Here is an 18264-nt window from a genome sequence, read left to right as displayed (position 1 = left end):
CAATATTAAAATGTGTGAGACTTGGTAGCAGCAGCACGTTGAGTTTGACGATTTAAAGAAACGTTTGCATTTCTTTGAGTAACAGTAGCTGAATTACTACCGCCTGTACCAGCCGAAGTTCCTAGACTATTTTGATTAATAACAGACACATGATTCATTCCTAGCTGATCAACATCTGCAATATTTCCATTAGCCATTTGATTTACGTAAGAATTGTTGCTAATTCCACTTTGAATAGTAAGCGCTTGATTTCCTGTAAGCTGTCCACCATTTTGTATAACAACTGATTCATTAAACACCCCATATTGTTCTTGATTTGCAGAATGATTCTGTCCATCTTGTTCAATATAAGCCTCGTTAAAACCTCCTATTTGGTACTGTTCTGCATAATTATCTCCACCTGTAGATAACGTGTTTTGATGTACTTCAGCAGTATTTAATAAACCGTTTTGTTCTTGAAAAGAAGTGTTGTCTGAACCATATTGCGTAGAAAATACATTATTATAACCTCCATTTTGAGTTTGTTGCGAGAAGGCTCTTTCAGCAGTTAATACAGCATCTCCTTGATTAGCCTCAGCATAGTTATCACCTCCAAAAGGCTGATAATCACTATCCTGACTTTGAACGATTTCATTATCATCTCCATATTGAGTACCTATTGCTTTATGACCTGGTGTTTGATTTCCATCAGAGATTTGACTTTGATAAGACCTATTTCCTACTCCATTTACAGCATCATTATCTTGAGTAATTGAAGATTCATTATTATCAAATCTTTGTTGTACCTCAGCAAAGTTGCCTTTACCATTTTGATTGACTAAAGCAAGATTATCTTGAGCTTGTTGAGCTAGATTAGCACCTTGTTGAACAATAGCAGTGTTATCAATACCTGTTTGAGTACCAAATACTTCATTCTTGTCTCCTTGTTGGAATACTGAGAAGTTATTACCTGCACCATCTTGTTTGATTTCAGAATAATTTTCTTCACCGCTTAAGGCTGACACATTTCCCCATTGAAGGACATCAACTGAATTACGATTACCGGCATCCGTACCGGTTTGTTCTATAAAAGAGGCATTAGCAGTTCCTTGTTGTTGAACTAGTGCGTCACTACCGATTCCTTTTTGATCGATATTTGAATAATTACCACCTACTGTTGATCCAGCAGTTGGCGAAATTTGTTGTACAGGCGCAACAATTGTTTGTCGTGTCTGTGATGTTTGAGCGATTGCGATACCACTAATGAGCAGTGATAAACCGCATATTATTGAGCTTTTCATAATAAATATTTAGAAATATTAATAAAAGGATGGTAATGGTGTGACACTACTACCATCCTTAAGTACTTATTTAAATTAAACCGTCCCTACTGGTTTAATAATTAAAATGTGTGTCTTTTAGACGCAGCGATTCTTCTAGTTTGTGGAGTTAATGCCACGTTAGCATTTCTCTGAATAACTGTAGCATTGTTATAACCACCTGCTGCTGCAGCTGCACCAGTCGTTGGGTTATTTTGGTTGATTAAACTTGTTTGTCCATCACCTGTTTGATCTACCATAGACATGTTTCCATGAGATTGTTGGTTGATTACAGAGTTGTTTAAAGAACCATCTTGGATAGATGTAGCCATGTTACCAGCATCTTGTCCATAACGTTGCTTCACGCTAGAAAAGTTATCTTGACCATATTGCTCTTGGTTAACAGTGTTACCGTTACCATTTTGATCAGATCGAGCCTCGTTACGATCTCCATCTTGGAATTGCTCAACTAAGTTGTTTCCTCCAGAAGAAATTCCACCAGTGTTTTGATCAACTACAGCTTTGTTGTCTGTTCCTAATTGCTCTTGGTAAGACTCATCACTAGAAAGATATTGTGTAGCATATGCTTCGTTAGTTGCTCCAGACTGAACTTGTTGTGCAAATGCACCGGTAGCTTCAGTAGTTGCATCACCTTGCTGAATTTCAGCATGGTTTCCACCACCTAATGCAGGAGAACCACTATCTTGAATTTGTACAGCCTCATTGTTATCACCCCATTGCTCACCTATAGCAACTTGTCCTGCAGATTGATTTGGGTTTGATCTTTGATCTTGATAAGAACGGTTACCTACACCAGCTACAGCATCATTTCTTTGAAGGATGCTAGCTTCGTTATCATCATAACGTTGTTGAACTTCAGCATAGTTATCTTTACCATCTTGATCTACTTTAGCTAAATTGTTTTGAGCTTGTTGTGGAGTATTTGCTCCTTGTTGTACAAGTGCAGCATTGTCTAATCCATTTTGTAAACCTAAGATTTCATTTTCATCACCTTGTTGTGTTGCCATAAAATTATTACCTGCACCATCTTGCTTGATATCAGAATAGTTAAGGTGTCCACTTATACTAGGTTGTACATTACCCCATTGTAGTACATCTACTGAGTTGCGATTTGCTACATCAGTTCCTGTTTGCTCGATAAATGAAGCGTTTGCTGTTCCTTGTTGTTGAACTTTTGCATCACTACCTATTCCTTTTTGGTCGATATTAGAATAGTTACCACCTACTGTAGCTGCTGCTGTCGGAGACGTTTGCTGCACGATTGGTGTGATTGTTTGAGGAGTTTGCGCAAATGCAAATCCACCGATTGCTAGTGCCGCAGCACTTAAAATTACTCTTTTCATAATTATTGATATTTAGATTTAAATTGGTTTGAGATATTAGAACTCTTATTTTAAAAGTCGGCTAAGGCTCTCAAATACCTTAGCCTACTTTAAAATCACATTAAACCGTCCCTACTGGTTTATTAAATAATATTAAAATGTGTGTCTTTTTGTTGCTGCCGCTCTTCTAGCTTGAGGAGTTAAAGCAACATTTGCATTTCTTTGAATAACTGTTGCATTGTTTTGACCAGAAGTTAATGCTGGTTGTCCTGCTAATGGCGCATTTTGGTTGATTAAACTTGTTTGTCCATTACCCGTTTGATCTACCATCGACATGTTACCATTTGCACGTTGGTTAATCACAGAATGGTGGTCAGCACCATCTTGAATAGAAGTAGCCATATTACCGACCGCTTGTCCATTTCCTTGACTTACACGAGAATAGTTATCCATTCCATACTGCTCTTGGTTAACCATGTTGTTGTTACCGTTTTGAGTAGAACGTGCTTCGTTACGATCACCATCTTGGAATTGCTCAACCAGGTTATCACCACCATTTAAAGATCCAGCAGTATTTTGATTTACAACCGCTTTGTTGTCTGTACCTAATTGTTCTTGGAAAGAAGTGTCTCCAGATAAGAATTGTGTAGCATAAGCTTCGTTAGTTGCACCAGACTGAACTTGTTGTGCAAATGCATCAGATGCGTCTTTCGTTGCATCACCTTGCTGAATTTCAGCATGATTTCCACCACCTAATGCAGGAGAACCACTATCTTGAATTTGTACAGCCTCGTTATTATCACCCCATTGCTCACCTATAGCAACTTGTCCTGCAGTTTGATTTGGGTTTGATCTTTGATCTTGATAAGAACGGTTACCTACACCAGCTGCAGCATCATTTCTTTGAAGGATGCTTGCTTCATTATCATCATAACGTTGTTGAACTTCAGCATAGTTATCTTTACCATCTTGATCTACTTTAGCTAAATTGTTTTGAGCTTGTTGTGGAGTATTTGCTCCTTGTTGTACAAGTGCAGCATTGTCTAATCCATTTTGTAAACCTAAGATTTCATTTTCATCACCTTGTTGTGTTGCCATGAAATTATTACCTGCACCATCTTGCTTGATATCAGAATAGTTAAGGTGTCCACTTATACTAGGTTGTACATTACCCCATTGTAGCACATCTACTGAGTTGCGATTTGCTACATCAGTACCAGTTTGCTCGATAAATGAAGCGTTTGCTGTTCCTTGTTGTTGAACCTTTGCATCACTACCTATTCCTTTTTGGTCGATGTCTGAATAGTTTCCACCTACTGTGGCTGCAGCTGTCGGAGATGACTGCTGTACTATTGGTGTGATTGTCTGCGGAGTCTGTGCAAAGACAAATCCTCCTATTGCAAGTGCCGCGGCACTCATGATTACTCTTTTCATAATTAAATATTTAGAATTAATATAAACACATTTGCGAGCGACGATGATAGCCTTACGTGCTATAATCATTTGCGAACCAAGGTTCATTATTCTAAGGGGTTAATTATGACAGGAGATAGGGATATCTGCCAATTTGTTCTTAAGAAACTTGAGCGGTCACTTAATTACATGCCAAATATAACAGCGATTTTTAAACTTGTGCAAGTGTTAAATCTCAAAAAATAAGAAATCATAAAAAAAAACTAAATTTTCTTAGTAAAATCAATCACTTAGGCAGTATGTTAATTTTATGTTAATAGTTCTATTTGTAAGTAAATACTACATATGACTTAAAATCGAAAACGATTTCGTTTAATATTCAACTAAAATACATAAACAATCACGTGTTTTAATACATATTTCTCCTACAAAAAAGACAGCAAAAGATGTGATTAATGATCAAAATATGATAATTTCTAATTAAATTGGATTATTAATAAAATCATAAAATGGATAGTTTTTAAGCATAAAAAAAGCATTCAATATTTAAATATTGAATGCTTTAATTCAGTGTTTATAATTATACTTATTTAATCAAATCATAACTTCTTTTAACAAAATCTGTTAAGGCTTCTCCTTTTAAAAGACCTTGAGAAAGTTTTGCTAGATCTACCGATTGTTTTATCAAACTTGCTTTCTTTTCATCAGATTTTGAATTAAAAATCTCTTGGACTAGGTCATGATTTGCATTAACAACTAAATTGTACATATCTGGCATATTACCAAAGCCCATCATTCCACCACCACCTGTTGCCTGCATTTCCTTCATACGACGCATAAACTCTGGCTGTGTAATTATAAATGGTGCGGCATCACTACTCATAGCTTCTACTTGTACAGTATAACTCGCATCACTAATTGTGTCAGTTATTGTTTTTTGCAATGATTCTTTTTCCTCATCTGATAATTTAGAAATTTGATCTTCATCCTTTTTAATTAAATTATCAATGTGGTCTGCATCTACTCTTACAAAAGATATGTTCTCCTTAGAAGTTTCAAGTTTTTGCATTAAGTGAGATACGATAGGTGAGTCTAACAATAGTACTTCATACCCTTTATCAGTAGCTGCATTCACATAGCTGTGTTGAGCTTCTTTATTTGAAGTATATAACACAACTGTTTTATCATCTTTATTTGTTTGAGAAGGTTTAATTTTCTCTATTAATTCATCCCATGTATAATAAGAACCATTTACAGTAGGATATAAAGCAAACTTATCTGCTTTTTCAAAAAACTTTTCCTCACTCAACATTCCATACTCAATGACAATTTTTATATCGTTCCACTTTTCTTCAAATGCGGCACGATCTTCATTGAATAAAGACTTAAGCTTATCTGCAACTTTACGGGTAATGTAACTAGATATTTTCTTTACTGCTCCATCAGCTTGTAAATATGATCTAGACACATTTAAAGGTATATCTGGAGAATCAATAACACCACGTAACATCGTTAAAAACTCTGGTACAATACCTTCTACATTATCCGTAACATACACTTGATTTTGATACAACTGGATACGATCCTTTTGTACATTCAAATCTTGAGTCATTTTAGGGAAATACAGTATACCGGTAAGATTAAAAGGATAATCTACATTAAGGTGTATATTAAAAAGAGGTTCCTCAAATTGCATAGGATACAACTCTCTATAAAAATTCTTGTAATCCTGATCTTCTAAATCTGCCGGTTGTTTAGTCCAAGCCGGATTAGGATTATTAATAATGTTATCTACCTCTTGAGTAGGTGCTGGATCTTCATCTTTGGCATCTTCTGGCTTAGGCAACGTCTCTGTCTTCATCCCAAATTTAATTGGGACAGGCATAAATTTATTATACTTATTTAACAGTTCTGTTATACGAGATTCTTCTAGAAACTCTAATTCATCATCAGAAATGTGCAACACAATTTCTGTCCCAAAGTCTTTCTTATCTGCTGGTTCAATCGTGTAGTTAGGTGAACCATCACATGACCAGTGCACCGCAGGTTCATCCTTAAATGACTTAGTAATAATATCTACCTTATCTGCTACCATAAAGGCACTATAAAACCCTAGACCAAAATGTCCTATGATTCCACTATCCTTGGCAGTATCCTTATATTTTTCTAAAAATTCCTCTGCACCAGAAAAAGCAACCTCGTTAATATATTTCTGCACTTCTTCTTCACTCATCCCTAGACCTTGATCTATGATGTGAAGCGTTTTTGCATCTTTATTAATCTTTACTTCTATTTTTTGATCTCCCAGTTCCACTTTTGCTTCACCTATTCTCGCCAGGTGCTGTAACTTAAGAGTTGCATCTGTAGCGTTGGAGATCAGCTCACGTAGAAAAATCTCGTGATCACTGTATAAAAACTTCTTAATCAGCGGGAAAATATTCTCCACCGCTACGTTAATGGTTCCTTGTTGTGACATAATATGTAATATTCTTAAAGTTTATATTGTATACGCTTTCGCGAAAGCGTGATTATCAATCTCCTTCTACTAGTCAAATGCAATACCATTTCATCAATAAATGACAAGCTGACAGCACAACTGTAAAATCATCAGAATATGATAACAACCGATGATGGTTTGAAACCTACCGATAATCAAATGACCGTTGATTAAACCTACTGTTAACCACATATTTGTCCTGTTATTCAAGGTGACAGAGCTGTGATTTGAATTAGCCAATTGTGAAGAATCAAGCTCTTTCACTTTATAACATAAACTAAATCTTTAATTATGAAACTTTTAAAACTCTCCATGGCGTTTTTAACGCTCTTAATTAGTTTATCGGGCTGGGCGCAAATAGATCATACCACCGATAACTATTTCCAAATCTCTCCTAGAATAGGTTATGATTTCCCTGCATACCTTAACAACACACCTTATATAGATTATAACGGTGGCCTGGAAGCTGGAATAAGCTTTGATTACTACTGGAACTGGATAGGTATAGGTCTAGATGTAGACTACATTAAAAACAGTCCAGAAAGTACTTATCCTACTGATGGGTTACTGGATTTTGACGGTACAGCATTTACTTCATCTACTATTACTGAAGATGGAATCACTAGAATATTTTACGGTATAGGACCTGATTTTCAATATCGTAATGCAAGTCGCAACTTTAGTGCAGAATTGAACACTCGTGTAGGTCTAGCTTCTATAAAAGGTGGACGCGTAACTCACGAAGTTGCGGCAGCCGGTGGAACAAGTGTACCTGTAAACTTCCATGCGGGATATGATGTGAGCAGTGCCTTAAGTTTTAAGCTACAAACAAGATTCAACTATTTCTTCAATGAAAAATGGGGAATTCACGCTGGTGCTTATTACATGAGACATATTAATGTTACAGAATCAACAGAAAGTGGAATTTCTACAGGATACCATACTTTTAATTCTGATCAAGGGCAGAACATACTTTCTCAACGCGATTACAGACAGCGCGAGGAACCTTGTGATTGCGATATATCTTCAGTTGGAATTTTTGCTGGTGTAAGTTTTAAATTAAGCAAACACGATAAAGAAAATTGTCAGGTTTGCGAAAAGTACAATCTAGCCGTTACAGCAAGAGATAAGTTCACTAAAGAATTATTACCAGACACTGATATCGTCCTTAAAGATGCTGAAGGTAATGTGATACAGTCTGGAAGATCAAACGCCTATGGTGTAGTAGTGTTTAATGATATTAATAAGGATGACTACACCATAGAAGGAAAACTATATGATGTAGAATTAGAAAGTACCGCTGCTGTTAAAAGTGAATTTAAACCTAATGAAACTTTACAAAAAGAAATCGTTTACAGCGACCTGAACTTTATCTTAAAAGGTAATGCCGTAGTATGTAACACTAATACGGCTCTTGATGGCGTATCTGTGATATTGAACAATTTATCACAAGCAGAACAAAAGAACACGATGACTGATGATAAAGGTCAGTTTATCTTTAATGTTAAGCAAAAAGCCACTTACTCTCTAAGAGGTAAAAAGGCAAATTATTTCTCTCAAACAGAAACTATTTCTACAGAGAATTATGATCGTAGTACTACTCTATTTGTAAAACTGGAAGTATGTCTAGAAGAAGCTGACTGTGGTAGAGCCATAGCTCTTAAAAACATCTTATATGATCTAGATAAATACTTCATAAGAGCTGATGCAAAACCGGAATTAAACAGACTAGTACAATTCATGAAAGATAATCCTAGTGTACGTATTGAAATCTCTTCACACACAGATTCTAGAGGTTCTAATGCCTATAACAAAACTCTTTCTCAAAATCGTGCGAGTGCTGCTAGAGATTACATCGCTTCTCAAGGAATTGATGCAGATCGAGTAGTAGGAATAGGTTATGGTGAAACTAGATTATTGAATCGTTGTGCAGATGGTACAGAATGTAGTGAGGCAGAGCATCAAATCAATCGTAGAACAGAGATGAAAGTCATCTGTCCAGAATAACAATTAACAATCAACTCCTCAGCCTGTTATAAGGCTGAGGCTTAAAATAGAAATCATGAAAAACTATATCAATAATTTTAAATTAATAGGATTGAGCATGCTAGCCATGTTTGTTTTCTCTTGCGATGGCAATGAAGTTTGTGGATACACCGGAGATGATGATCCTGATTGTCCTAATTTACAAGCTAACATAGGTGATGCATGTGATAGTAACGGAAATGGTATGCTAGACGGCACAATCAATGAGTTTTGTGAATGTATAGGCGATTCTAATTTAATACCTACCGCTTGTGACCTTTCTAGTGAATTAAACCTTACTAGTGGTATTGACAATACAGGTATGATGATTCCGGCAGCTTTTGGTGCTGTAGACCCGTTTTGGAAAGTATTGAACAGACCACCTTTAATTAATGGAAATAATCCAGCAAATCCTTGTAATAGTCCTGCTGTAGCTCCTTTTAATGGAGATGTTTTTTCTATGAATCTCACAGGTCAACCTGACACCGGATGGGTGAATCAACCTGGCGCAGCCACTCTGGCACCTTTTGACCTAGGACCTAATGGTAGTTTCAACTGTAATAATGCTCAGAATTCAGCTGGGCAAGCCGTTCCTTTTGTATTTGAACGAGCGTTTTGTGTATTGGAAGATACTGCAGTGGATTTCAGCTTTACATTTGAAGGAGATGATGAAATATTTTTTGAATTGTTAGACAGTAATAATAACGTCCTAAGCACTAGTCCTGTATATGATTGGTCACCTAACACAGGTATTCAAACATGGTCTGCTACTGCTCTTGCACTTCCTGCAGATACTTATAGTATAAGAGGTTACTTATTAAATACAGGTTCTGTAATCTTAGGATTCTCGTTTTTAGGTAATATGGTTACTACTAATGGTGATATGGCCATATCTAATAATAATAGTGATAATGAAGGAAATTGTTGTGAAAATAATACCATCAGTATTTTAAATATTCTAGAAGGAATAAATTCATGTGATAGAGCGTTTAATGATGCTAGTGATGCTATAGGAGACAACTGGACTTTTGAAGTACTGGATAGTAACAATAATGTTATAAGAATAGGCACTACTGATATTAATGGTAATTACTTCTTTTCAGGTCTTGCAGATGGAAACTATACCATAAGAATCATAAATCAAACCGGATGGACACAAACTGTAACTACTGAAACCGTGTCCTTAGCAAACAATAGTATCGAGTTAATTACTTTTTATTCTTGTCCTAATTAAGGTAACATTTCAAGGGGACAGCGTAGTATGGAGCAATCTTGCTGCGCTGGTTCTATTATGATAATTCGCTTATAAAAAAGCGATTCTAACGATAATAAAAAACATATACCTTTAAAACTTACTTAAAACCCAACCTTATGAAAACTAAACAAATTACTTATGTATTAATAGCTTGTATTGTTGTACTAGTTACTGCTTGCAACTGGCCTACATCATCTTCAGATGACGATATAACACTTGATTGTTCTGGAGACAACGGACAAATTAATCGAGATGTAGCTGTAGGTATGGTAAGACAATATGAAGCTATTAGAAATTCAACTGTTAGTGACCCTACAATCGTATATCGAGATACTACTAACACTATTGTTAATTTCAACCATTCTACTGAAGTCTTTTTTAAGCTTGAGGATATGAAATGTTTTATTGAACATGTAGAAAGTTTTAATGGAAACTATGATAACTTAGGAATTAGAGCATACTTAGCTGCAAGTAATGACCAAAACGGCACTCTAACAAGCACAATCATTTTTGTACCAGCAGGAACAACTACGGGCAGTAGAAGTAATGATATTCCTAATATTCCAGGAGGAAATGTTCTTAATCATGGTACTGCAGGAATGCCACCGTCTGGAAACCAAATAACTAATCCATAAGAAGTGGATTTTATATCAATCACTCAATACTTTTTATATGGCAGTATGATAATTGCATTCATTTATGCAATTATCAACTGGCATATTTTAAAAAATACACCTGAAAAATGGTTAGTAGTTTTCCTTTCCATAACGGTTGTAATTGAAATATTTGCAAACTACTTCAAAAGAGTTGAAGAATCTAGTTTATTGATTTTTAGTAATTTAGTTATAATTCTAACTAATATAGTTTTGTTCATTTGGTTTTATGAAAACATCAAAAACAACAAATTATTAATTACTAGTATATCTATAGGTTTATTATCGTTTTTAATAAATATGTTGTACCAAAATTTTCTTTTTGAAATTTTTACTATTCCAATTTTATTATTTCAATAATTATTTTGATCAACGTATTTGTCTACTTACAACAACTATTGAATAATAGTGAAGTCATAAATTTTAAAAGAATACCAGCATTTTGGGTATCAATAGCAGTAATCATTTATCAATTAAACTTAGTTGTCATTTTCTTCTTGATACAAGAATTAATTACGATTCATAAAAATATCTTTTACTCAATAATTACTATATCAAGTTTAGTTTTATACGGTAGCATGATTTATGGAATTAAACTCAGAAAATTAAATGGATAATCTAGCGATAACATACCTATTTCTATTTATCTTAATACTAGTCATTGTGATAGGAATGGTTTTTCTTTTCATCACATTCAACAATCGTAAAAACCAACTACTTCAACAACAACTAGAAGATCAACTAGCGGCTCAAAAGAAACAATATGAAAGCGAACTTAACGCACTGCGCAGCCAGTTGAATCCGCATTTTGTGCATAATAGCTTAAACGCTATCCAGTATTATATACAGCGCAATGAAGTAGAAATAAGTGAAGATTACCTCACAAAATTTTCAAAATTAATGCGCCTTTTTTTTGATTATTCTAGGACCAAAACTATTACCCTTAAAGAAGAAATTGCTTTTATTAAAAATATCTAGACATTGAAAAATTAAGGTTTGAAGATAAAATATCATACCATATTAACATAGATAAAACACTAGACATCACAGACTTAAGCATACCTACAATGATGATACAGCCTATGCTAGAAAACGCTGTCAATCATGGTATTTTTCATAAAACCTCATCAGGTATTATAGAAGTGGACTTTAAGACTACAACGTTAACAAATCAATATATCATTATTATTAAAGATGATGGTATAGGACTTAACAAGACTAAAAAACACAATAAGCAAACTATGGGTACTGCAAAGGCTCATTCCAGTGCTGTAATTGCAGAACGATTAGAAATTTTAAACGATAGCGGTGACTGGAACATCTCCTACTCTATTCAAGACCGATCAGAACTTAATGATGGTACAGGAACAATCGTGGAACTAAGCATTCAAAATTTAACGGACTTATGAGCATAAAAACCATTCTTATAGATGATGAGCCTAAGGCTATCGCAATTCTTAAAAGTAAGATTGAACGCTTCTGTCCAGAACTAGACATCATAGCGACTATAGAAAAACCGGCACAGGCATTTGACATCATTAACGAGTTGCAACCACAACTCGTTTTTATAGACATCGCCATGCCTGGCATGAGCGGTTTTGACGTGCTAGAGCAATTTAAAAATCCTCAATTTGAGATCATTTTTGCTACCGCATTTGATCAGTATGCGCTTGATGCTATTAAACAATGCGCCATAGGATATCTAGTAAAACCTATTGATAATGAAGATCTTGTAGAATCGGTCACAAACGCAACGATAAATATTAATCAAAAAAATGCACTCCTAAAAAACAAACAACTACTAGAAAACATAAGTCAAGAAAATTTTCAAAAAAAGAAGATTGTCATTCCTTCTATTGATGGTCTTGAGTTTGTAAAAGTAAAGACCATTACTCATTGTGAAGGCGTGGATGGTTACACTAAAATTCATTTCACTAATCGCAAACCCATACTTAGTTCAAGCAGCATCGGTCATTTTAAAAAACTTCTCACTCATCCCGATTTTTATCACATTCATAAATCTTATGTAGTGAATACCACACACATTGTAAAATATTTAAATGATGGTTATGTAGTTTTATCAAGTGACGCTACTATTCCCGTTGCCAGAGCTAAACGTGCTGAATTTTTAGAGCGATTCCGTGGTTAAAAGCTATCGCTTACTCACAAATTGACTCGTATTTAAGTAAAAACGCCGTGGTAAGTGCTTATCATCTCCTGCATAATCGATTCCTATTCTAGTGGTTGAGGTAATACCGCTTTCGCGAAAGCGTAATAAATCATTCTTTTCAATCCATACCTCATCACCGGTTAAATCTGCTCCATAATGTGACTTATCTAAAGCAAATGCTTTACTAAAATTGCCAGGTCCTGAGGTCAGTGTTTTATCTAGTTTCTTTTTACCTCTGCGTTTGAGCATGATTTCGACACCTTGTACAGGCTCTACTGCACGTATTAAGATAGCGTCTGCATTACCATCAATATTTGTGATGATATTAAATAAGTGATGGATACCATAGCACAAGTAAACATAAGCAACGCCACCTGGTTCATACATCACCTTAGTCCTGTCTGTAAAACGTCCTAAATGTGCGTGGCAGGCCTTATCATCATAGCCTCGATAGGCCTCAGTTTCAGTTATGATACCACTTGTCAGTTCTCCGTTAATGTTACTCACTACCTTCTTACCTATTAAATTTTTTGCGAGATACACCACATCATTTTGCTGGTAATAAGAAAGTGGTAGTTTTTGTGACATGAGATGCGATTAAAACACTAATTTAAAGCTTGCAACGTTTGCCTATTGTTATGAAGATGATAAAATACCTTTTCTTATTAATTACAACCATAGGGTTTTCTCAAGTATCGACTGAAGAATTTTCTATATACTTTGAAACCGATAGTGCAATACTAACAGAGCAATCAATTAAAAATATAGAAGCTCGATTAATTGTAGATCAAACAACAAAAATAACCGCAATTGCGCTAATTGGTTACTGTGATGATCGTGGTAGTGTTTCTTACAACCTGCAACTCGCTACTAACAGAGTACAATCAGTCATCAATTATTTAAAACCACGATTTACAGACAATTATTTTCAACAGAAAATTGTGGGTGAGGTACCATTAAAGAATCGTAGCAATATAAAAGCGCAACGTTATAGAAATAGACGAGTAGAAATAAGTGTAACCTATAAAAAAACAATAGATATACCTAAAGCAGTGGTAACCGATAGTATTGAAAAATACCGTTCATATGATATCTTAAAAGACAGTCTTCAAATAGGTGATAAACTAGTATTTAATAATGTCATTTTCTATCCAGGCAGGCATGTATTAAGAGAATCTTCTTTTCCTGTAATGGATTCTATCATTAATTCACTATTGCTTCATAAAAAATATGAAATCGAAATACAAGGACATATATGTTGTTTATCACCAGGCGTTTATGGACGTGATATGGACACAGGTCAATGGAATCTATCTCAAGCTAGAGCAGAACAAGTGAAACGCTTTCTCGTTAAATATGGAGTCGCTGCTGATCGCCTAACGACCGTAGGGAAACAGGCTAATTTTAAAACTGGAAAAGGTGATTTTTATGACCGTAGAGTTGAAATTCATATCACAGGAATACGTGAAGATGATTAAAAATAGTCAACTTGAGAATTTGATATTCTAAATTTGAAATTTTAAAACTACATCTCTTATCAGTTACACATACTAAGACAACTGTATTTTACTGTAAAAACGAGCTATCTTTGCATGGTATAAAATCAACATATGTCTTTTGAATCCTTAGGATTATCTAACCAATTACTTTTTGCCTTAAGAGAAAATCAATTTTCTCACCCTACACCTATTCAAAAGCTAGCCATGCCTGATATTCTTGCTGGTAAAGATGTGCTAGGAATTGCAAAAACTGGATCTGGTAAAACCATGGCATATGCCTTACCGCTTTTACAGCGACTAGAAGGAATTGAATCTGAAAACAGACATATTACCGCATTGATACTGGTACCTACTAGAGAACTAGCAGCGCAAGTAAGTGAGGTTTTTATTCCATACTCTAAAGCTTTAACAAAGCCTTTAATTACTATGGCCGTTTATGGTGGTGCTTCCATCAATCCGCAAATGCGTAAGATGAATAATGTCGATATTCTAGTAGCGACACCTGGTAGATTGTTAGAACTTATTGAAGCAAACGCAGTGCATTTAAAAAATGTCAAAGCTTTAGTCCTCGATGAAGCCGATAAAATGCTAACTAAAGGTTTTAAAAAGGAACTCGACCAGATTCTAAAGCTATTGCCTAATAGAAGACAAAACTTGTTATTCTCTGCCACGTTGAGTGAAGATGTTGATGAATTACAAAGAGTTTTGTTGGATGATCCAGTAACCGCATCTGTAGAAGAAAAGGAAGAAGAAATATCTTTAATTAAGCAAATAGGTTATCGAGTCACTGAGAATAAAAAAGGTGAATTATTAAGACATCTCATGAAAGAAAAAGAGATGACTCAAGTACTAATTTTCTGCTCTTCCACCTATCAAGTCGATCATGTAAATGATAAGCTCAAAAAGAACGGAATAGCCTCAAAAGCTATTCATAGTAAGAAAAGTCAAGGTGCAAGAAACTCTGCATTGAGCGAATTCAAATCAGGAGAATTAACAGCATTAGTCTCAACAGATCTACTCGCTCGCGGAATAGACATCGAGTTTTTACCTTTTGTAGTAAATTATGAATTACCTCGATCTCCTAAAGACTTTGTTCACCGTATAGGAAGAACCGGTCGTGCTGAAAATCCAGGAGAAGCGATCACACTTATAAGTCCCGAAGAATCACACCACTGGCGCGTAATACAAAAGAAAATGAAAATCAAAGTCTGGACTGAGGATTTACCAGAGTGGAATCCTAAGTAGTGGGCAGTCTTTTTTAAGTTTTTACTCGCAGTGCAGTATCAAGTGTAAGTTTAGGTTTAAGTTTAGGTTTAAGTTTAGGTTTAAGTTTAGGTTTAAGTTTAAGTTTAAGTTTAAGTTTAAAATACTTAAAGGCACAAAACTTGATGACTTACCTACATGAAAATATTATTGATTCTTTCTATACTCATCTTAGCTTTTAGTTCTTGCAAGGACTCGGTTGTAATTGAAGTTCCTGAGGAAAAAGCCTTTGATTACAAAGCTTATTTGTTGAGAAATGATGATGATAATGTCCCGACAATTGATTTTCCCGCCAATTTGAGTGTTCAAGAGATTTATGTTTTAATAAGGTCAGACTTTAAATTCAAAAAGAATTGTGTAGATTCCTTTAGGTTTAATTATAACACTGGAACATATGAAATTAATAGTTTTGCAGGAGAATATTGTCTGAGTGTTCCACCACCTCCTATAATACATCCTTTAGTAATTGAAACTCAAATTGATAAGAAAGTATTCTTTAACAATGAAATTGTGGATTTCAGACACATTGAATCCAAAAGCATTAACTATTTCCAAAAAGTTAATAATTTAGATCAGTTACCTCATCTTATATTTCGCAATGATAACTCAATTAGCGAGGACTTCTCTGAGCAAGTTTTGAAATCAGTTATAAAATCCTATCTTAAGTTTGCCGAAAGCGATTTTTACAAAGAATATAAAATTCCAATGTCAACAGCCCCAAAAGAAAAGGTTCATAACTATAAAATTGAAAACCAACCGATTTTAATTTTTAGTGAATTTTATTATAATGACTATAAGATAATTACTTCAGATAAAACAAATAATAAATAAAGTCACAACTAAAGTGCTATAGAGATTTAAACCATTACTGAGACCGTAACCTAAATCACTCACTTTTAAAATCTATACTCACACTATTCACGCAGTGTCTAATCCCAGTAGCTGTAGGTCCATCGTTAAAAACATGGCCTAGATGGCTACCGCAGTTAGCACACATAATCTCGGTACGTATCATACCATGAGATACATCACGTTTGCGCATAATAGCTCCTTCTATTTCATCATCAAAAGATGGCCATCCACAACCGCTGTCAAATTTAGTTTCAGACTTATATAAATCATTTCCACAGGCGGCACAGCTATAAGTTCCATCTTCATAATGCGTATTATACTCACCTGTAAATGGTCGCTCTGTTCCTTTTTCTCTTAGAACTCTATATTGCTCTGGAGTGAGTTCTTTTTTCCATTCAGCTTCTGTTTTTTCTAACATAATACTATTGTTTGTTCGGTTTGATTTGTAAATACGCTTTCGCGAAAGCGTAATCCACACCAGCTTATGGGATTATTTATTTAATGCAGGAATTGCCTCACCTTCAGGTATAAATTCTAGAGCTACTCCATTTATGCAATGGCGTTTACCTGTTGTATCACTAGGCCCATCATTAAACTCATGTCCTAGGTGACTACCACATGTATTACATTTTAATTCTGTACGAGCATATCCTATTTTATAATCGACATCACGTTCTACCTGACCTTCAATAGCCCTATCATAACTAGGCCATCCTGTACCTGAATCAAATTTGTGAGCATTATCATAAACAGGAGCATTACAACCTGCACAGATCAAGGTTCCTGCGGCATATTGCTTATTTAAAGGACTAGTGTGAGGTCGCTCAGTACCAGCACGGCGTAACACATCGTATTGTGCAGGCGTTAATTCTGCTTTCCATTGGGCATCTGATTTCTGTACTTCATATACTTTTTCTTGGGTCTCATTTTGAGCTAGTTCGGTTGTTGAAGTTTTGCAACCTATAGTTGCTATGAGAGTTAATGCTATTATTAAATATTTCATGTCTTATTTTTAAGTAAAGTTACGTGATAATAAGGTTTACGGTTCTTTAAGATTTGTTAAGTATTATGTCGTTTATATCACAAAAACATTGCAGATAAGTAAACAGTAAGTAGGAATGACTGCAGAAACAAAAGAAAATAAAAAATGCTATTAAATAGCGACTGCCTTTACGGCATAATTGCTAATTTTAGGGCATGAATAAAAAAGTAGCAATTATAATGGGCTCTACTAGTGACTTGCCAGTGATGCAAGATGCTATAGATGTTTTAAAAGAATTAGGAATAAAGACTGAAGTGGATGTAGTTAGTGCTCATCGTACACCAGAGAAAATGTATGATTTTGGTAAAAATGCTCATAAAAATGGCATTGCGGTAATTATCGCTGGTGCTGGTGGAGCTGCACATTTACCAGGTATGGTGGCTAGTTTATCTCCTTTACCTGTAGTAGGTGTTCCTGTTAAATCATCAAATTCTATTGATGGCTGGGACAGTGTATTATCAATATTACAAATGCCTGGTGGCGTACCTGTCGCAACGGTGGCACTTAATGGTGCAAAAAATGCCGGTATACTTGCTGCCCAAATCATAGGAGCTACTCAAGAAGACGTACGTGAGCGTATTGTTGCTTACAAAGAAAGTCTTAAGGAAAAAGTTACTAAGGCCGCACAAGAGATGCGCAACAATGGCTAGATCATTTCAAATAGCATCGATTATTACCATAGGTCTTACCCTTGTTTGGCTTGTAATTATGGGGCTGGATAAATATACACCGCAGTGGCAGTTTCTTACCGCAGGCGGTATTCATTTCTTAATGTCTATAATCATCAATAGACAATTTGTAAAAGCTAGATACAATTACCTGGGCATCATACACAGTATATTAATGATTGTACTAGGCGGCTATGGCTACTTCTTTATTTAAATAAATTTGTTTAACCTTTTTGTACAAAAGTTTAACAGTTCTACATGGAACATATTGACTTTTGAAGATTAA

18 protein-coding genes are annotated in these 18264 nt (G+C 35.0%); 11 read left to right on the top strand and 7 right to left on the bottom strand.

What is annotated here, in order from left to right; all coding sequences use genetic code 11:
* Window positions 1-5: 5 nt before the first annotated feature.
* From BST92_RS10535 to htpG, 4 genes are all read right to left on the bottom strand, one after another.
* Window positions 6-1280 (bottom strand): hypothetical protein, encoded by a 1275-nt coding sequence (locus BST92_RS10535; protein WP_105071414.1) that lies wholly within the window; start codon window positions 1278-1280, stop codon window positions 6-8.
* Window positions 1281-1381: 101 nt separating this feature from the next.
* On the bottom strand, window positions 1382-2662 hold the full coding sequence (locus BST92_RS10530) for a hypothetical protein (protein WP_105071413.1): 1281 nt from the start codon (window positions 2660-2662) through the stop codon (window positions 1382-1384).
* Between the two features lie 132 nt (window positions 2663-2794).
* A complete protein-coding gene (locus tag BST92_RS10525) occupies window positions 2795-4075 on the bottom strand; it encodes a hypothetical protein (protein ID WP_170061740.1) in 1281 nt (426 codons plus the stop codon).
* A gap of 565 nt (window positions 4076-4640) precedes the next feature.
* On the bottom strand, window positions 4641-6530 hold the full coding sequence (gene htpG / locus BST92_RS10520; protein ID WP_105071411.1) for a molecular chaperone HtpG: 1890 nt from the start codon (window positions 6528-6530) through the stop codon (window positions 4641-4643).
* Window positions 6531-6842: 312 nt separating this feature from the next.
* On the opposite strand from htpG, the gene BST92_RS10515 reads away from it, so the two are divergent.
* The 6 genes from BST92_RS10515 (at window position 6843) to BST92_RS10490 (ending at window position 12633) form a co-directional block, all read left to right on the top strand.
* Window positions 6843-8558 carry an OmpA family protein gene (locus BST92_RS10515; RefSeq protein WP_105071410.1) on the top strand — a complete coding sequence of 572 codons (1716 nt, stop codon included), beginning with the start codon at window positions 6843-6845 and terminating at the stop codon, window positions 8556-8558.
* Window positions 8559-8613: 55 nt separating this feature from the next.
* The gene (locus tag BST92_RS10510) at window positions 8614-9810 is read left to right on the top strand and encodes an MSCRAMM family protein (RefSeq protein ID WP_146105144.1); all 1197 of its coding nucleotides are present in this window, start codon (window positions 8614-8616) and stop codon (window positions 9808-9810) included.
* A gap of 137 nt (window positions 9811-9947) precedes the next feature.
* Window positions 9948-10466 carry a hypothetical protein gene (locus BST92_RS10505; protein ID WP_105071408.1) on the top strand — a complete coding sequence of 173 codons (519 nt, stop codon included), beginning with the start codon at window positions 9948-9950 and terminating at the stop codon, window positions 10464-10466.
* A 627-nt stretch (window positions 10467-11093) separates the two neighbouring features.
* Window positions 11094-11462: a histidine kinase gene (locus tag BST92_RS15155; protein ID WP_211292479.1), complete on the top strand. Its 369-nt coding sequence runs from the start codon at window positions 11094-11096 to the stop codon at window positions 11460-11462.
* Between the two features lie 89 nt (window positions 11463-11551).
* Entirely contained in the window at window positions 11552-11893 is a 342-nt protein-coding gene (locus BST92_RS15150; RefSeq protein WP_211292478.1) for a LytS family sensor histidine kinase, read from the top strand.
* Window positions 11890-12633 (top strand): LytR/AlgR family response regulator transcription factor, encoded by a 744-nt coding sequence (locus tag BST92_RS10490; RefSeq protein WP_105071406.1) that lies wholly within the window; start codon window positions 11890-11892, stop codon window positions 12631-12633. The genes BST92_RS15150 and BST92_RS10490 overlap by 4 nt, the downstream gene beginning before the upstream one ends.
* Window positions 12634-12636: 3 nt before the next feature.
* On the opposite strand, the gene BST92_RS10485 is transcribed toward BST92_RS10490, so the two are convergent.
* Complete coding sequence (locus BST92_RS10485; RefSeq protein WP_105071405.1) at window positions 12637-13242, bottom strand: DNA-3-methyladenine glycosylase; 606 nt, start codon at window positions 13240-13242, stop codon at window positions 12637-12639.
* A 50-nt stretch (window positions 13243-13292) separates the two neighbouring features.
* Between BST92_RS10485 and BST92_RS10480 the strand changes: the two genes are divergently transcribed.
* From BST92_RS10480 to BST92_RS10470, 3 genes are all read left to right on the top strand, one after another.
* Window positions 13293-14132: an OmpA family protein gene (locus BST92_RS10480; protein WP_105071404.1), complete on the top strand. Its 840-nt coding sequence runs from the start codon at window positions 13293-13295 to the stop codon at window positions 14130-14132.
* Window positions 14133-14264: 132 nt separating this feature from the next.
* Complete coding sequence (locus BST92_RS10475; RefSeq protein ID WP_105071403.1) at window positions 14265-15398, top strand: DEAD/DEAH box helicase; 1134 nt, start codon at window positions 14265-14267, stop codon at window positions 15396-15398.
* Between the two features lie 156 nt (window positions 15399-15554).
* Entirely contained in the window at window positions 15555-16247 is a 693-nt protein-coding gene (locus tag BST92_RS10470) for a hypothetical protein (protein ID WP_105071402.1), read from the top strand.
* 55 nt (window positions 16248-16302) lie between these two features.
* Here the strand turns inward: BST92_RS10470 and msrB (BST92_RS10465) are convergent, their stop codons facing one another.
* The gene (msrB, locus tag BST92_RS10465) at window positions 16303-16686 is read right to left on the bottom strand and encodes a peptide-methionine (R)-S-oxide reductase MsrB (RefSeq protein WP_105071401.1); all 384 of its coding nucleotides are present in this window, start codon (window positions 16684-16686) and stop codon (window positions 16303-16305) included.
* A gap of 72 nt (window positions 16687-16758) precedes the next feature.
* Window positions 16759-17271 carry a peptide-methionine (R)-S-oxide reductase MsrB gene (msrB, locus tag BST92_RS10460; RefSeq protein WP_105071400.1) on the bottom strand — a complete coding sequence of 171 codons (513 nt, stop codon included), beginning with the start codon at window positions 17269-17271 and terminating at the stop codon, window positions 16759-16761.
* Between the two features lie 194 nt (window positions 17272-17465).
* Here msrB (BST92_RS10460) and purE point away from each other — a divergent pair, with 194 nt between their 5' ends.
* Together purE and BST92_RS10450 are read left to right on the top strand one after the other, a co-directional pair.
* Entirely contained in the window at window positions 17466-17960 is a 495-nt protein-coding gene (gene purE / locus BST92_RS10455) for a 5-(carboxyamino)imidazole ribonucleotide mutase (RefSeq protein ID WP_105071399.1), read from the top strand.
* Window positions 17953-18192 (top strand): hypothetical protein, encoded by a 240-nt coding sequence (locus BST92_RS10450; RefSeq protein ID WP_105071398.1) that lies wholly within the window; start codon window positions 17953-17955, stop codon window positions 18190-18192. Before purE ends, BST92_RS10450 begins: the two co-directional genes overlap by 8 nt.
* Window positions 18193-18264 lie beyond the last annotated feature (72 nt).

Source organism: Nonlabens arenilitoris (genome assembly GCF_002954765.1).
GTDB lineage: Bacteria > Bacteroidota > Bacteroidia > Flavobacteriales > Flavobacteriaceae > Nonlabens > Nonlabens arenilitoris.
Note: the sequence above shows the minus strand (reverse complement) of the source record. Positions and strands in the feature narration are given on the sequence as shown.

Bases quoted from the DNA above. Each gene is read 5' to 3' on its own strand.
- BST92_RS10535 (WP_105071414.1), bottom strand. From the start codon at position 1,280: ATGAAAAGCTCAATAATATGCGGTTTATCACTGCTCATTAGTGGTATC.
- BST92_RS10530 (WP_105071413.1), bottom strand. From the start codon at position 2,662: ATGAAAAGAGTAATTTTAAGTGCTGCGGCACTAGCAATCGGTGGATTT.
- BST92_RS10525 (WP_170061740.1), bottom strand. From the start codon at position 4,075: ATGAAAAGAGTAATCATGAGTGCCGCGGCACTTGCAATAGGAGGATTT.
- htpG (WP_105071411.1), bottom strand. From the start codon at position 6,530: ATGTCACAACAAGGAACCATTAACGTAGCGGTGGAGAATATTTTCCCG.
- BST92_RS10515 (WP_105071410.1), top strand. From the start codon at position 6,843: ATGAAACTTTTAAAACTCTCCATGGCGTTTTTAACGCTCTTAATTAGT.
- BST92_RS10510 (WP_146105144.1), top strand. From the start codon at position 8,614: ATGAAAAACTATATCAATAATTTTAAATTAATAGGATTGAGCATGCTA.
- BST92_RS10505 (WP_105071408.1), top strand. From the start codon at position 9,948: ATGAAAACTAAACAAATTACTTATGTATTAATAGCTTGTATTGTTGTA.
- BST92_RS15155 (WP_211292479.1), top strand. From the start codon at position 11,094: ATGGATAATCTAGCGATAACATACCTATTTCTATTTATCTTAATACTA.
- BST92_RS15150 (WP_211292478.1), top strand. From the start codon at position 11,552: ATGATGATACAGCCTATGCTAGAAAACGCTGTCAATCATGGTATTTTT.
- BST92_RS10490 (WP_105071406.1), top strand. From the start codon at position 11,890: ATGAGCATAAAAACCATTCTTATAGATGATGAGCCTAAGGCTATCGCA.
- BST92_RS10485 (WP_105071405.1), bottom strand. From the start codon at position 13,242: ATGTCACAAAAACTACCACTTTCTTATTACCAGCAAAATGATGTGGTG.
- BST92_RS10480 (WP_105071404.1), top strand. From the start codon at position 13,293: ATGAAGATGATAAAATACCTTTTCTTATTAATTACAACCATAGGGTTT.
- BST92_RS10475 (WP_105071403.1), top strand. From the start codon at position 14,265: ATGTCTTTTGAATCCTTAGGATTATCTAACCAATTACTTTTTGCCTTA.
- BST92_RS10470 (WP_105071402.1), top strand. From the start codon at position 15,555: ATGAAAATATTATTGATTCTTTCTATACTCATCTTAGCTTTTAGTTCT.
- msrB (WP_105071401.1), bottom strand. From the start codon at position 16,686: ATGTTAGAAAAAACAGAAGCTGAATGGAAAAAAGAACTCACTCCAGAG.
- msrB (WP_105071400.1), bottom strand. From the start codon at position 17,271: ATGAAATATTTAATAATAGCATTAACTCTCATAGCAACTATAGGTTGC.
- purE (WP_105071399.1), top strand. From the start codon at position 17,466: ATGAATAAAAAAGTAGCAATTATAATGGGCTCTACTAGTGACTTGCCA.
- BST92_RS10450 (WP_105071398.1), top strand. From the start codon at position 17,953: ATGGCTAGATCATTTCAAATAGCATCGATTATTACCATAGGTCTTACC.